The organism is Litoreibacter halocynthiae (assembly GCF_004365635.1).
Lineage (GTDB): Bacteria > Pseudomonadota > Alphaproteobacteria > Rhodobacterales > Rhodobacteraceae > Litoreibacter > Litoreibacter halocynthiae.
Map to the genome: position 1 here is coordinate 1,205,122 of NZ_SOBH01000001.1, position 12,830 is coordinate 1,217,951.

Annotated in this window: 11 protein-coding genes; 6 read left to right on the forward strand and 5 right to left on the reverse strand. The window is 60.3% G+C overall.

The genetic code is table 11. From position 1 onward, the window contains the following. Positions 1 to 2 precede the first annotated feature (2 nt). Positions 3 to 1,235: an MFS transporter gene (locus tag BDE40_RS05895; protein WP_134013497.1), complete on the forward strand. Its 1,233-nt coding sequence runs from the start codon at positions 3 to 5 to the stop codon at positions 1,233 to 1,235. Here BDE40_RS05895 and BDE40_RS05900 read toward each other — a convergent pair. Genes BDE40_RS05900 through cysS form a run of 3 tightly spaced genes read right to left on the reverse strand, consistent with a single transcriptional unit; the run spans position 1,232 to position 5,008 of the window. Then, complete coding sequence (locus BDE40_RS05900; protein WP_134013498.1) at positions 1,232 to 1,984, reverse strand: squalene/phytoene synthase family protein; 753 nt, start codon at positions 1,982 to 1,984, stop codon at positions 1,232 to 1,234. The genes BDE40_RS05895 and BDE40_RS05900 overlap by 4 nt on opposite strands. After that, positions 1,974 to 3,593 (reverse strand): citramalate synthase, encoded by a 1,620-nt coding sequence (gene cimA, locus BDE40_RS05905; protein WP_134013499.1) that lies wholly within the window; start codon positions 3,591 to 3,593, stop codon positions 1,974 to 1,976. Before cimA ends, BDE40_RS05900 begins: the two co-directional genes overlap by 11 nt. Next, positions 3,590 to 5,008 (reverse strand): cysteine--tRNA ligase, encoded by a 1,419-nt coding sequence (cysS, locus tag BDE40_RS05910; protein WP_134013784.1) that lies wholly within the window; start codon positions 5,006 to 5,008, stop codon positions 3,590 to 3,592. The genes cimA and cysS overlap by 4 nt, the downstream gene beginning before the upstream one ends. Before the next feature lie 246 nt (positions 5,009 to 5,254). On the opposite strand from cysS, the gene BDE40_RS05915 reads away from it, so the two are divergent. The 5 genes from BDE40_RS05915 to BDE40_RS05935 all read left to right on the forward strand — a co-directional run bounded on the left by BDE40_RS05915 (position 5,255) and on the right by BDE40_RS05935 (position 11,283). Next, complete coding sequence (locus BDE40_RS05915) at positions 5,255 to 6,427, forward strand: pyridoxal phosphate-dependent aminotransferase (protein ID WP_134013785.1); 1,173 nt, start codon at positions 5,255 to 5,257, stop codon at positions 6,425 to 6,427. Then, positions 6,424 to 7,218, forward strand: a complete 795-nt coding sequence (locus BDE40_RS05920; protein ID WP_134013500.1) for an isocitrate lyase/PEP mutase family protein — start codon at positions 6,424 to 6,426, stop codon at positions 7,216 to 7,218. Before BDE40_RS05915 ends, BDE40_RS05920 begins: the two co-directional genes overlap by 4 nt. A 42-nt stretch (positions 7,219 to 7,260) precedes the next feature. Further along, entirely contained in the window at positions 7,261 to 8,412 is a 1,152-nt protein-coding gene (locus BDE40_RS05925; RefSeq protein WP_134013501.1) for a TPM domain-containing protein, read from the forward strand. Between the two features lie 221 nt (positions 8,413 to 8,633). Next, complete coding sequence (locus tag BDE40_RS05930; RefSeq protein WP_134013502.1) at positions 8,634 to 10,196, forward strand: trimethylamine methyltransferase family protein; 1,563 nt, start codon at positions 8,634 to 8,636, stop codon at positions 10,194 to 10,196. Positions 10,197 to 10,287: 91 nt separating this feature from the next. After that, on the forward strand, positions 10,288 to 11,283 hold the full coding sequence (locus BDE40_RS05935) for a GNAT family N-acetyltransferase (protein ID WP_134013503.1): 996 nt from the start codon (positions 10,288 to 10,290) through the stop codon (positions 11,281 to 11,283). An 80-nt stretch (positions 11,284 to 11,363) separates the two neighbouring features. Here the strand turns inward: BDE40_RS05935 and BDE40_RS05940 are convergent, their stop codons facing one another. Further along, positions 11,364 to 12,068 carry an SOS response-associated peptidase gene (locus BDE40_RS05940; protein ID WP_134013504.1) on the reverse strand — a complete coding sequence of 235 codons (705 nt, stop codon included), beginning with the start codon at positions 12,066 to 12,068 and terminating at the stop codon, positions 11,364 to 11,366. Between the two features lie 46 nt (positions 12,069 to 12,114). After that, positions 12,115 to 12,756, reverse strand: coding sequence for a bifunctional 4-hydroxy-2-oxoglutarate aldolase/2-dehydro-3-deoxy-phosphogluconate aldolase (gene eda / locus BDE40_RS05945; RefSeq protein ID WP_134013505.1), 642 nt, complete (start codon positions 12,754 to 12,756; stop codon positions 12,115 to 12,117). Between the last annotated feature and the right edge of the window lie 74 nt (positions 12,757 to 12,830).

Genomic DNA, 12,830 nt, shown 5'->3' on the forward strand with positions numbered 1-12,830 from the left:
GCATGACCGACGTAACCAACGCCCCCGCACGCTCCGACCCCCGCACCCGCCGCAATGTGGCGGTTCTTGTCGGTGCTCAGGCCATTCTTGGCAGTCAGATGCCAATGCTGTTCGTAGTGGGCGGCCTTGTCGGCAATACGCTGACGCCAAACCCCTGCCTCGCGACGCTACCGATTTCGATGATCGTCTTCGGCTCGATGACCACAGCGCCGTGGATTAGCCCCCTGATGCAACGCCAAGGCCGTCGCAACGGCTTTATCATTGGTGCACTTGCGGGTGCTTTGGGCGCCGCAATCGCGGGCTACGGCCTTTACATCGGCTCTTTCCTGATGCTGCTTTTAGGCAGCTATGTCAGCGGTATCTACATGTCCGCACAAGGTTTTTACCGCTTCGCCGCTGCCGATGGCGCGTCCGAGCAGTTCCGGCCCAAGGCGATCTCCTATGTGATGGCGGGCGGATTGATGTCGGCGATCATCGGTCCGCAACTGAACAAATTGATGTTCGACTTCAGCGTTATACCCTTCCTCGGCAGCTACGTTGCGATCGTGGTGCTGAACCTCGTCGGGTTGTTCCTGTTCTTCCTGCTGGACCTGCCCAACGCCGCCGCCCTGGCGGCTGCCAAAACCAACGACGCCGTGCGCTCCAAGCTAGAGCTGCTCAAGACCCCGCGCGTCGCCGTGGCGATCATCTGCGGCATGGTTTCCTACGCGTTGATGAACCTCGTGATGACCTCCACGCCGTTGGCGGTCATGGGTTGCGGTTTTGAGGCGGACAGCGCCAATGACATCGTCTCAGCCCACGTGCTGGCGATGTTCGTGCCGTCCTTCTTCACGGGCCACCTGATCAACCGCTTCGGGGTCGAGAAGATCGTCGCCACCGGCCTTGTGATCCTCGGCCTTGCGGGGGTCGTTGCGCTTACCGGCGTGACGCTCGCCAACTTCTTCATCGCCCTCATCCTGCTGGGCCTAGGCTGGAATTTCGGCTTCATCGGCGCGACCACGATGCTGGCCTCGGCGCACACCGTCTCCGAGCGCGGCGTTGTGCAGGGCCTTAACGACTCAATCGTGTTCGGCTGTGTCACACTCGCGTCATTGGCGTCGGGCGGGTTGATGAACTGCTCCGGCGGCTCGGCGGTCGAGGGATGGAACGCGGTTAACATTGCCATGATCCCGTTTCTGACCTTGGCAGGCGGCGCGCTGATCTGGCTGTCGCTGCGCCCGAAGCAGTCGGTCTAGCTGAGCAGCAATCGCCAGCGCTTGCCAAACTCGCTGAGACCCAACGCCCCCTCCGCCACACGGGTGGGGTTCTTGATGCCCTGCTGCAAAAGCGCCCGTGTCTGCCAACCTTCAGTGATGACTGACGCGGCGTCCTTGCCCAGACGGCGCTTGAGCGTGGTGGCTTTCGGCATGTCGCTCAACACGGTTTTGCACAACGCCCTGACGCCCTCTGGAGTCCCGTCAACCAGCGGCCTGCGGCCCCGCGCCTCCAACTCTGGCGCGGCTTGCAGGAAGCGGGCCAGTCCCGCCGCGCAGCCATAGGCGATCACATCAGCCTTCGCGTCCTCCGGAGCTCCAAGCGCTAAGGCCCCGACCCACATCAATAATCCGGCGGTGTTGTCCAGATAGGCCAGCAAAGCCGCCTCGTCGTCGAAACCGTCCTTGTAGATATCCCAGCGGCGGGCTTGCACCAACTGGTCCAACAGCGCTGCCTCCCTTGCGCCAATGGCAGTGCCTAGCGCTGTGGTGACCTCATGGGCACGTATAGGCTTGCCCTCCGCGATTTCCTCCAGCGCATCGCGCCACCATTGCAGGCGCATTTCGGCAATCATCGGCTCTTGGGTCACCCATGGCGCGCGGCTCACTTCGACATTCATCGCATAGAGCGGCCAGAGCACCTTTTGCGCAGTTTCCGTACCCAGCTGGGCTGCGGAAAACCGTTCAGGATCAGCACGTTCCACCAAGGAGCGGCACGCCTCAAGAGACATGCGCGCCCTCTTGCACCAGCTTCCAGTTGATCGCATCCAGCAGCGCCTCGAACGAGGCATCGACGATGTTTGGTGACACGCCCACGGTGGACCAGCGTCGGCCCTTGCTGTCGGCGCTGTCGATGATGACGCGGGTCACGGCCTCAGTGCCGCCTTGGGTGATGCGGACCTTGAAATCGACCAATCGCATGTCGTCGATCAGCGCCGAATACGGCCCCAAATCCTTAGCCAGAGCTTTCGACAAGGCGTTCACCGGTCCGCGGTCTGAGCCGGTCTCGTCCATGCTCTCCGACACCGATAACATCTTGTCTTTACCCACTTTTACCACGACGACGGCCTCGGACAGACTGATCATCTTGTTGTATTTGTTCTTCCGTCGCTCCACCGTCACCTTGTAGCGCTTGACCTCGAAAAACTGTGGCAGTTGGCCTAACTCACGGCGGGCCAGAAGTTCGAACGAGGCTTGGGCGGTGTCGTAGGAATAGCCCTCGTCCTCGCGCTGCTTGATCACATCAAGTATGCGCGGCAAAGCATTGGTATCAATGTCTTTAAACCCCATTTCTGCAAGGCGTTGGCGCAGGTTGGATTGCCCCGCCTGATTGCTCATCGGGATGATGCGGGAATTGCCGACGACGGCAGGATCGATATGCTCGTAAGTCGTTGGATCCTTTAGGATCGCCGACGCGTGGAGGCCCGCTTTATGCGCAAACGCGGAGGCGCCCACATAGGGCGCGTGTTTGTTGGGAACGCGGTTCAGGATGTCGTCCAGTTTGCGGGAGGCCAGTGTCAACAAGTGCAGGTTTTCTGCTTTGACACCAATAGCATAGCGGGACTTGTAGGGCTCTTTCAGCAGCAACGTCGGGATCAGAGAGGTGAGGTTGGCATTACCGCACCGCTCGCCCAGACCATTCAGGGTGCCTTGGATGTGGCGCGCGCCTGCGTCGACGGCGGCCAAGGAGCCTGCGACGGCGTTGTCTGTGTCGTTATGGGTGTGAATACCAAGGCGGTCGCCGGGGATGCCGCTGGCGATAACTTTGCCAACGATTTCAGTTATTTCCGCTGGGAGGGTGCCGCCGTTGGTGTCGCAAAGAACCACCAGCGCGCCTGCGTTGAAGGCCGCGTGGATGCAGGACACGGCGTAGTCGGGATTGGACTTGTAGCCGTCGAAGAAATGCTCCGCGTCGAACAGGGCTTCGCGGGATTGCGCGATGATATGCTGAAAACTTTTCTCAATGTTTTCAAGGTTTTCTTCGAGGGTGATACCGAGAGCGGTTTGGACGTGGAAGTCATGGGTCTTGCCGACAAGGCACACCGCCGTGGTATTGGCGTTCAGAACGGCAGCCAGAACGTCGTCATTCTCCGCCGAGCGGCCCGCGCGTTTGGTCATGCCGAACGCGGTCATCGTCGCTTTAGTCTTCGGCGCGTTCGAGAAAAACTCGCTGTCCGTCGGGTTCGCGCCGGGCCAGCCGCCTTCGATATAGTCGACGCCAAGCTGGTCGAGCATCTTGGCGATCTCAATCTTTTCAGGGGTCGAGAACTGCACGCCTTGCGTCTGCTGCCCGTCGCGCAGGGTTGTGTCGAACAGGGTGAGGCGTTCGCGAGGGCTCATTTGAGGGACTCGAGCTTGGAGGGGTCGAAGCTTGAAGTTGCAATCAGAGCAACGTTGTCACTGCTCATTTGCACCTCAACACCAGCCTCAACGAGAAGCTTCTTCAAGCGATCCACTTCGGAGTAGTCTTTGGATGCCTTTGCATGACGCCTTGCGCCGTCCAGTTTTGCCGCCAAGCTTGCGAGCATTTCGCTAGAGCCGCCCCCTGCGCGTGACTTCAAATACGCTGTGTTATGTTGCTCTCTAGCTTCATCACTCAATAGTCCGAGAAACCGAGCGTGATCCAAAAGTGCTTGAGGATCGGCTGACAGAGTCGAATTCAGGTAAGTCAGTGCTTTGTGGGTGTTTAAGTCATCAGACAACGCCATTTTCAATGGTGGCCTAATTGAGAAGCTTGACGGCTCGCTGGGTTCGAGCCCTGTTGTTATGTCCATCCATTTCCGCAATGTCTTCTCTGCTTCTTGGCGTTTCTTCTCCGTCCAGTCCATCGGCTTGCGGTAATGCGTGCTCAGCATCACAAACCGGATCACCTCGCCCGGCACGCCATCCTCCAGCAAATCGCGCACGGTGAAGAAGTTGCCAAGCGACTTGGACATCTTTTTGCCCTCGACCTGCAGCATCTCGTTATGCATCCAGACATTCGCGAAATTGTGGCCTGCGCATTTGCTTTGCGCGATCTCGTTTTCGTGGTGCGGGAAGGTCAGGTCGTTGCCGCCCCCGTGTATGTCGAACGTGTCACCCAGCAGCTCGTAGGCCATGGCGGAGCATTCGATGTGCCAGCCGGGACGGCCCCTGCCAATACTTTTGCCCCCCACAACCGGCCCGTCCCAACCCGGCAAATCGTCGGAGGACGGCTTCCACAGGACGAAGTCCATCGGGTCTTCCTTGTAAGGCGCCACCTCGACCCGCGCACCGGCGATCATGTCGTCAACCGAGCGGCCGGAGAGCTTGCCATAGTCCTTGTAGCTGCGGACCTTGAACAACACGTGGCCTTCTGCGGCGTAGGCGTGGCCCTTGGCGATCAGATCCTCGATCATCGCGATCATCGGGGCGATGTATTGGGTGGCACGCGGCATATCCGTCGGCTCCAGCGCGCCCAACTCGCCCATGTCGTCTAGGAACCACTGGATCGTCTCGTCGGTGATCTCGGAAATCGGGCGACCGGTCTCGGCGGCGCGGGCGTTGATCTTGTCGTCCACGTCGGTGAAATTGCGCACGTACTTGACGTTTTTCGCCCCGTATTCATGGCGCAGCAGGCGGTAGAGCATGTCGAAGACCAGCACGGGGCGGGCGTTGCCCAGATGGGCGCGCTCGTAGACGGTGGGGCCGCAGACATACATCGACGCCTTGCCGTCAACGAGTGGTTTGAAGACCTCTTTCTGCCGTGTCTTGGTGTTGTAGAGCTTGATCGTCATAGGAGCCTCGCGCGCGGGTGTTGCGGCGGGTTTAGCGAAACTGACCGGGGATGGAAAACGCAAAACGACCCGCCTGAGAAATCTCAGATGGTAATGCAGCAACAAATGATGGTGCGTGTCGTCATGGGGGCGTTGGTAGCAGGTCGGGCGCCGTTGGTCGAGCGTGGTTGTGTCCGCTATCACAAATTTCGATTTGACACGGGGCGCGCGGGCTGGCCCTGTCTGCGGACTTTGACGGAGGTGTGCATGGAATTGTCGAACAGGATACAGGGGCTGACGGGTGGCGGCTCTGACGGGTGGGACGTGTTTTACAAGGCGCGGCGGATGATCGGCGCGGGCGTCGGCGTGACGGAGCTGACGATCGGCGAGCATGACATTCGCACCGACCAGAGTATTCTGGACGCCATGCACCACTCTGCCAGTGGCGGGCATACGGGCTATGCCATGGTGCCCGGCACCGATGCCTTGCGCGATGCGGTGGCAGCTCGGCTGACCGCACGGACCGGCGTGCATACAACGCGCGACAACGTGGTGGTGACGCCCGGCGGGCAATCGGCGCTGTTCTCGGCCCATCACGCGCTGTGCGACGAGGGCGACGTGGCGCTCTATTGCGACCCCTATTATGCCACCTACCCCGGCACCGTGCGCAGTGTGGGGGCGGTTCCGCGCGCTGTGCCTTGCCTGCCGGAGAACGCGTTCCAGCCAACATTTTCAGACATTGCGGCGAAATCCGAAGGTGCGAAATCGTTGCTGGTGAATACACCGAACAACCCCACCGGCGTGGTCTATTCGCGGGAAACAGTGGAAGGCATCGCGCGGGCGTGTTGTGAATATGACATGTGGTGCATCTCGGACGAGGTGTATGACACGCAGGTCTGGGACGGCACCCATATCAGCCCGCGCACGCTGGACGGCATGGCGGAGCGGACGCTGGTGGTCGGCTCGATGTCGAAAAGCCACGCAATGACCGGCAGCCGGATCGGCTGGATCGTGGGACCGGAAGACGCAGTGGAGAACTTGATCAACCTGGCGACCCATACGACCTATGGTGTGCCGGGCTATATTCAGGACGCGGCGGTGTTCGCCTTGGGCGAAGGGCTGGCGCTGGAGGAGAAGGTCGCGGAGCCGTTCCGACGCCGCCGCGCCATTGGCCAGAACATACTGGCGGAGCAGAATGTGGTTGGCTTGGTCCCGTCCGAAGGGGCCATGTATATGATGCTGGACGTGCGCAGCACAGGGTTGAGCGGTGAAGATTTTGCAGACAAGCTACTGGACGCGCACCACATCGCGGTGATGCCGGGCGAGAGCTTTGGCGCATCAGCGGCGGGGCATGTGCGGGTGGCGATGACGGTTGAAGACAGCGCATTCGAGGCGTCGCTGAAGACGCTGGTGGGCTTTGCCAAGGAGATACAGCCATGAGTTTTCGCGAGATGCACAAACCGGGCGACCCTTTCATTCTGGCGAATGCGTGGGATGTCGGCTCGGCCAAGATGCTGGCAGCGTTGGGGGCGCAGGCGATTGGCACGTCGTCCGCCGCCCATGCTTTCACCTTGGGCAAGTCTGACGGCGGCAAGGTGGAGCGGGACGTGGCGCTGGCCCATGCGCAGGATTTGATCGCAGCTGTGAGCGTCCCAGTTTCGGGAGACTTCGAAGACGGGTTCGGAGAAGCGCCGGAAACATGTGCCGAGACGGTGCGATTGTCGGGCGAGATCGGGCTGGCGGGGATCTGCATCGAGGACACGATAGAAGCCTCCAACCGCTTCTATGACTTCGATTTGGCCGTCGAACGTGTGCGCGCCGCGTCCAGCGCCGCACGGGCGTTGAAGAACGACTTCTTTTTCGTGGCGCGCGCTGACGGCGTGATGACGGGGGCCTATGACATTGACGAGGCGATCCGGCGCATCCGCGCCTTTGACGAAGCCGGTGCGGACGGCTTGTATGTGCCGATGCCCAAAAGCATGGACGACCTGAAGCGCGTTATCGACGCCACGGAAAAACCGGTGAACGTGTTGGTGGCGGGTGCCTATTCCAAACACGCGCTGGCGGAATACGCAGCTCTGGGAGCAGCGCGTATCTCGCTTGGCTCGGCTTTGGCACGGGCGACGCATCGTGTGATCCATGACGCTGGTCTGTCGATGTTCGGAAGTGGCGATTTCACACATTTGACCAACGCAATTTCCGGTTCAGAGGTGGACAAACTCATAGGTTAGCGGGCATCTGGTCGTCAAAAGACATGTGACGAGGGAATTTTCATGGTTCGGTTTCTGATTGTGCTGGTGTTCGCGCTGGTGCCGGGAGTTTGTTCGGCACAAGAAAAGCTCCCCTATCCGCAGCATTACACCGTCTTGACCAACGACTTTGCGGACATTTTGAGCCCCGAAGCCGAGGCTCAGATTAACGCGGTCCTGCAAGCCGCCCGCGACCAGATGGGCCGCGAAATGACCGTTGTGACCATCCGCTCGCGCGAGGACTACCTGCCATCGGCCAATATCGGCAGCTTTGCCAAGGATCTGTTCAATGGGTGGGGTATCGGCAATGCGGCCCGCAATGACGGCCTGTTGCTTTTGGTAGCGATTGACGACCGTGAAATTCGTATTGCCCTCGGGGCCGGTTACCCTGCGCGACAAGACGGCATAGCGGCACGGATCATCCAAAGCGAGATCATCCCGGCCTTCCGCGAAGGCCGTGTGGCCGACGGCATTCTGGCTGGCACACGCGCCACGCTGAGCCAGATACAGCACCCCGACGACAAACCCGCCACGACGGCAGCGCCGCAAACGCAACCAGTGATCCGCCCTGCCCCGCAAATTCTCGAGCAAGCGCCGGAGCCGCGCAGAACTGGCCTGTTCGACCGCATTCTGACGTTCTTTGATGGCAATCCCATCGGGTCTTTGATCATTGCGGCGGTGACCGCCGTTGCGGGCTTCTTTGGCTTTCGCGGCGTCCAACGCTACCGGCCCCGCAAATGCCCGCAATGCGGAAAGTTGATGTTGCGGCTGGGTGAGGCACAGGAAGACCAGTATCTGGACCACGGCCAGCTGATTGAAGAGCGCATCAAGTCAAAAGACTACGGCGTCTGGTTCTGCCCTGACGACGAGCATGTCACGGTGATCGGCTACCCCAAGATGTTCTCTAAACACGCCGCCTGCCCGGAATGCAGCTACCACACCTACGAGACCACGCGCACGGTTCTGTCGCATCCCAGCACTATCAGCATGGGGATCGCCCAACTTGATCATGCCTGCCGAAATTGCGGGCATACTGCGACGGAGAAAAAATCAATCCCGCGCGTGACGCAAAACAACACCAGCAGCGGTTCTTCTTCCAGTTTTAGTGGTAGTTCTTCCTCGTCGTCATTCGGCGGCGGGAGTTCGTCTGGTGGGGGCTCCTCCGGCAGCTGGTAGCGTTTTGATGACGCAAACAGGCCGGATTGGCGCAAACAGGACAGAATGACACCCTCCCGAGGCCAAAGCTGGCTTAAGGAGGATAGGAATGCAGCACCTTGGATGCATTAACGTTCTGGTGGCGCGCACGATTGGCGCCCGCCGAGGCCGTGCCGCACGTGGGCGACCAGCGCAGGTTTGACCGCAAACCTTGCCCTGATCTTTGCCCGAAAGCCCCTGATATGAACGACGAGACCCCAAGCTCTCCCCGCCGCGCCGGAGGCCGCGCCGCGCGCCGCGCCATGCGGGCCGCCCCCCTTGCCACCGACAAACGCCCCGTACGGGCCGGATTGGAGGGCGGGCAATTGCGCGTCCTGTCCGACATCGACATCGCCAATATCCACGAAGCCGCGTTGACGGCATTGGAGGAAATCGGCTTGGCCGATGCACCCGAAAGCGGCGTTGAAATTCTGACGGCTGCAGGGGCAATTTTAGGCGACGATGGGCGCATCCGTTTCCCACGCGCTTTGGTCGAGGACATGCTGGCGATAGCCTGCAAGGATATTACCTTGTACGGGCGCGATCCGGTCAATGATCTGCACCTGAACGGCAAGAAAGTTCATTTCGGCACGGCGGGCGCCGCGGTGCATGTGGTGGACGTCGCAGGGCGTGACTACCGCGAAAGCACCGTGCAGGACCTGTTCGACGCCGCTCGCATCGCGGACCGGCTGGACAACATCCACTTTCTGCAACGCCCCATGGTGTGCCGAGACATCTCCGACAATTACCAGATGGACCTGAACACCATCTACGCCTGTTGTCGTGGTACGACCAAGCATATCGGCACCTCGTTTACCGAGCCGGACTACGTCGCAGGCGCGTTGGAGATGTTGCACATGATCGCGGGCAGCGAAGAGGCGTGGCGGGCGCGGCCCTTCTTGTCGAACTCCAACTGTTTCGTGGTTCCACCGATGAAATTCGCCACCGAGGCCTGCCGCGTAATGGAGGAATGTATCAACGGCGGGATGCCGGTGCTGTTACTGTCGGCTGGCATGGCAGGCGCAACCGCTCCGCAACCCGTGGCAGGCGCGATTGTGCAGGCGGTGGCGGAATGTCTGGCTGGCGTGGTCTATGTGAACGCCATCAAGCCGGGCCATCCGGCGGTGTTCGGCACGTGGCCGTTCGGGCTGGATCTGCGCACAGGGGCGATGTCCGTCGGCTCTGGCGAGCAGGCATTGCTGACGGCGGGCTGCGCGCAGATGCACCACTTCTACGGCATCCCTGGCGGGGCTGCTGCGGGCGCGTCCGATTCCAAACTGCCGGACATGCAGGCGGGTTGGGAGCAGATGTGCTCCAATGTGATGGCCGGGCTGTCGGGGCTCAACATGGTGTATGAAGCGGCGGGTATGCATGCCTCGCTGCTGGGGTTTTGCCACGAAAGCCTGATCTTGGGCGATGATCTGATCGGGCAGGCCCTGCGCTGCGTGCGCGGGATCGAAGTGACCGAGGAGACGCTGGCGCTGGATGTGATGCGCGCCACCTGCTTGGGCGTCGATGGGGCCAAGGGCGTTGGACATTATCTGGGTGCGGACCAAACGCTGAGCCGGATGGAAACCGACTACGTTTATCCCAGTTTGGGCGACCGGACCTCGCCCAAAGAATGGGCCGAGAAGGACAAACCGGACTTGTTGGAAAACGCCACAGCGAAGAAGGACGCCATTCTGGCGGAGCGGTCGTTAGCAGAGTTTGATCCGACCGTGGATGCGGCGATCCGGTCGCGGTTCAAGGTTCATTTGAAGCTCTAAGCGCGCGGCACAAGGACGAGGCGGAAGGCTTTAAGTCCGGCCTATATGAGAGTACGCTTCGGGCGATGATGCCTCGCGAACAGGAGCTGATATGCCCGTTAAGATACGCCCGGCCGAACTGGCAGATATTGACGCAATGGGCGAGTTGCTCGTTCAGGACGGCAAACAGCGGCAGGCCACGGATCCGATCCTGTGGACCTTGGCACCTGTTGCGCTGGAAAAGGTCACATCAACGATCAAAGCCGCGATGGAAAACACGTCGCCGCCCTTCCGGCAGCAATGGTTGTTAGCAGAGGACGGTGACACTGTTGTCGGCCTCACACATACCATCCTTCTGCCGGTCCCGCCGATCTATGCCGGCGAGTTTGGGCCGCCCGGATTGATCATGGAAGACTGCTTTGTCACCGATGGGGCGCCTGCCGACACCGCCAAAGCCTTACTAGAAGCGGCAGAGGCTGATCTGGTCGAGGCTGGTGCGATAATTCTGCTCGGCTCCTCTGCATCAGGTGGCGCTTGGGAACGCCTGTACCGAGCGGCTGACTATACCCCTTTGACATTGTATTTTGCCAAGACGGGCCTGACCGATGCGCCTGCGTCTGAGGATGTCCGCGAGGCAGTCGCCGATGATGTAGAGGCGATCGTCGCGTCCAGTGCGGTTAATCGTCAGGTTTTATATGACCTCAATGACTTCTGGAAACCCCATCCCGACGCCGACGCGCGGTTCGGCGCTTGGATGGCCCGCAGCCTGACCCTTGCGGACCGCGATATGTTCGTCTCGGAGGCAGAGGGTGATTTTGAAGGCTACGTAATCTCGCAACCAGCTTCCGCACTACATTTCCCATCCGCCCATGACGTCACGGGCATCGGGTTCATTGATGACTATTTCCACACAGATTACGAAAACCCCGATAGCTTGGAGGAGGACGGCCCCGCCGCCGCAGCCCTTCTGCATGCCGCAGAGGCGGCCCTAAAAGCACGCGGCAATCGGGCTGCATTGATCGTCTGCCCCGCAGCTTGGTCCTCGAAAATCTCTTTGCTGCAAAATCTCGGATATGAGACCGCGATCACGTGGTTCATTAAGTCTTAAACCTGCGTGCTCTGCCCGTTGCTTGCGGTCACAGCTATCGGGATGTGTTCAGACAGTAGGATTTACGGAGGCAGAGCCCGCTAAATAAGCGTGTTCTCAATGCTCTCGATCAGTTGTGGCCCATCTTCACGCGCCCCGAACTTGGCCACTTTATGATGCCGGAATCTGCCGTCCCAATGCGTTCCAAAACTGGACCGGATTTGCGCGTCATTCTCAGCGTGTCCCAGCCATTGCTCCGCTTCTTCACCATTGAGGATGACGGGCATTCTAGGGTGAAGGTCTGATATTTCTGGCAAGGCTTCTCTTGTCAGTATCGTACATGTCCTGACACCATCCTTGCGCTGTGCCTGTAGTCCCGCAAACAGCATCACCGGTTGGTTCTGCTCCACATATATGCGGTGGGGTTGCTTGTTCGCTTTGGTCCCGCTCCATTCGTAATAGCCAGTCGCGAGGATCAGACAGCGACCATCCTTCCATGCATTCCGGAAAGTCGGTTTTTCATGGGCCGTTTCGATCTTCGCGTTGAAGGTCGTGGCTTTCCAGTCCTGAACGCTGCCCTTGTGCCACAGCGGCACAAACCACCAGCGGGCGGTGGTGGAGACCAGTTGCTGGCCCTCCTGCGGGTACAGCAAACAGACCTGCTGGGTCGGGGCAATGTTGTAACCAGTCTCCGGGTCGGGTGCGCCCGCGTCAATCTTGATCGGCTTGGACGGGTAAACGAAGCCCTCCACGATCGCCGTCATTTCGGCCTGAGTACGGCCGCCACCTATCAATCTTCCACACATGTCACCAGCATGAGAAGTCTGCGAGGGTTTGTCCAGTTAGCACGCGCTAGCGCGAAAGGGCCGCTGCAGCTTTGGCCAACGCGGTGATTCCGCCCCAGTCTCCGGCTTGCACCTTGTCTTTCGGGGCGACCCAAGAGCCACCGGCGCAGACGACGTTGGAAAGGCTCAGGTAGTCGCTTGCATTGGACGGGCTGACGCCGCCTGTGGGGCAGAAGCTGACCTGCGGGATTGGCGCGCCGATGGCTTTCAGCGCCGGTGCGCCGCCGGATGCCTCGGCGGGGAAGAACTTGAGCATAGTGTAGCCGCGCTCCAGCAACCGCATCGCCTCTGTTGCGGTGGCCACACCGGGGAGCAGCGGCAAACCTGCCTCTTCGCAGGCGTCGAGCAAACGGTCTGTGGCCCCCGGAGAGACGCCAAACTTCGCACCTGCATCGATGGCCGCGTGAACGTCGACTGGTGTCAGCAGAGTTCCAGCCCCAACAACACCGCCCTCGACCTTCGCCATTTCCGAAATGACCTCAAGCGCCGCAGGTGTGCGCAAGGTAACCTCCAACGCAGGCAAACCACCTGCGACCAGTGCTTTCGCCAAAGGCTGCGCATGAGCTGCGTCATCGACCACCAACACAGGAACAATCGGGGCAAGTTCGCAGATTTCACGGGCGAGTTGGCTGGCTTGGAGCGGTGTCATGTTTAGTGTCCTTTGTGGCGAGTGTGGCGAGCCGGAGGGGTCTCCGGCGGAGATATTCATAAGCGGTGCGTCAG

Coding starts and splice junctions, on each gene's coding strand:
- BDE40_RS05895 (WP_134013497.1), top strand. CDS start 3: ATGACCGACGTAACCAACGCCCCCGCACGCTCCGACCCCCGCACCCGC.
- BDE40_RS05900 (WP_134013498.1), bottom strand. CDS start 1,984: ATGTCTCTTGAGGCGTGCCGCTCCTTGGTGGAACGTGCTGATCCTGAA.
- cimA (WP_134013499.1), bottom strand. CDS start 3,593: ATGAGCCCTCGCGAACGCCTCACCCTGTTCGACACAACCCTGCGCGAC.
- cysS (WP_134013784.1), bottom strand. CDS start 5,008: ATGACGATCAAGCTCTACAACACCAAGACACGGCAGAAAGAGGTCTTC.
- BDE40_RS05915 (WP_134013785.1), top strand. CDS start 5,255: ATGGAATTGTCGAACAGGATACAGGGGCTGACGGGTGGCGGCTCTGAC.
- BDE40_RS05920 (WP_134013500.1), top strand. CDS start 6,424: ATGAGTTTTCGCGAGATGCACAAACCGGGCGACCCTTTCATTCTGGCG.
- BDE40_RS05925 (WP_134013501.1), top strand. CDS start 7,261: ATGGTTCGGTTTCTGATTGTGCTGGTGTTCGCGCTGGTGCCGGGAGTT.
- BDE40_RS05930 (WP_134013502.1), top strand. CDS start 8,634: ATGAACGACGAGACCCCAAGCTCTCCCCGCCGCGCCGGAGGCCGCGCC.
- BDE40_RS05935 (WP_134013503.1), top strand. CDS start 10,288: ATGCCCGTTAAGATACGCCCGGCCGAACTGGCAGATATTGACGCAATG.
- BDE40_RS05940 (WP_134013504.1), bottom strand. CDS start 12,068: ATGTGTGGAAGATTGATAGGTGGCGGCCGTACTCAGGCCGAAATGACG.
- eda (WP_134013505.1), bottom strand. CDS start 12,756: ATGACACCGCTCCAAGCCAGCCAACTCGCCCGTGAAATCTGCGAACTT.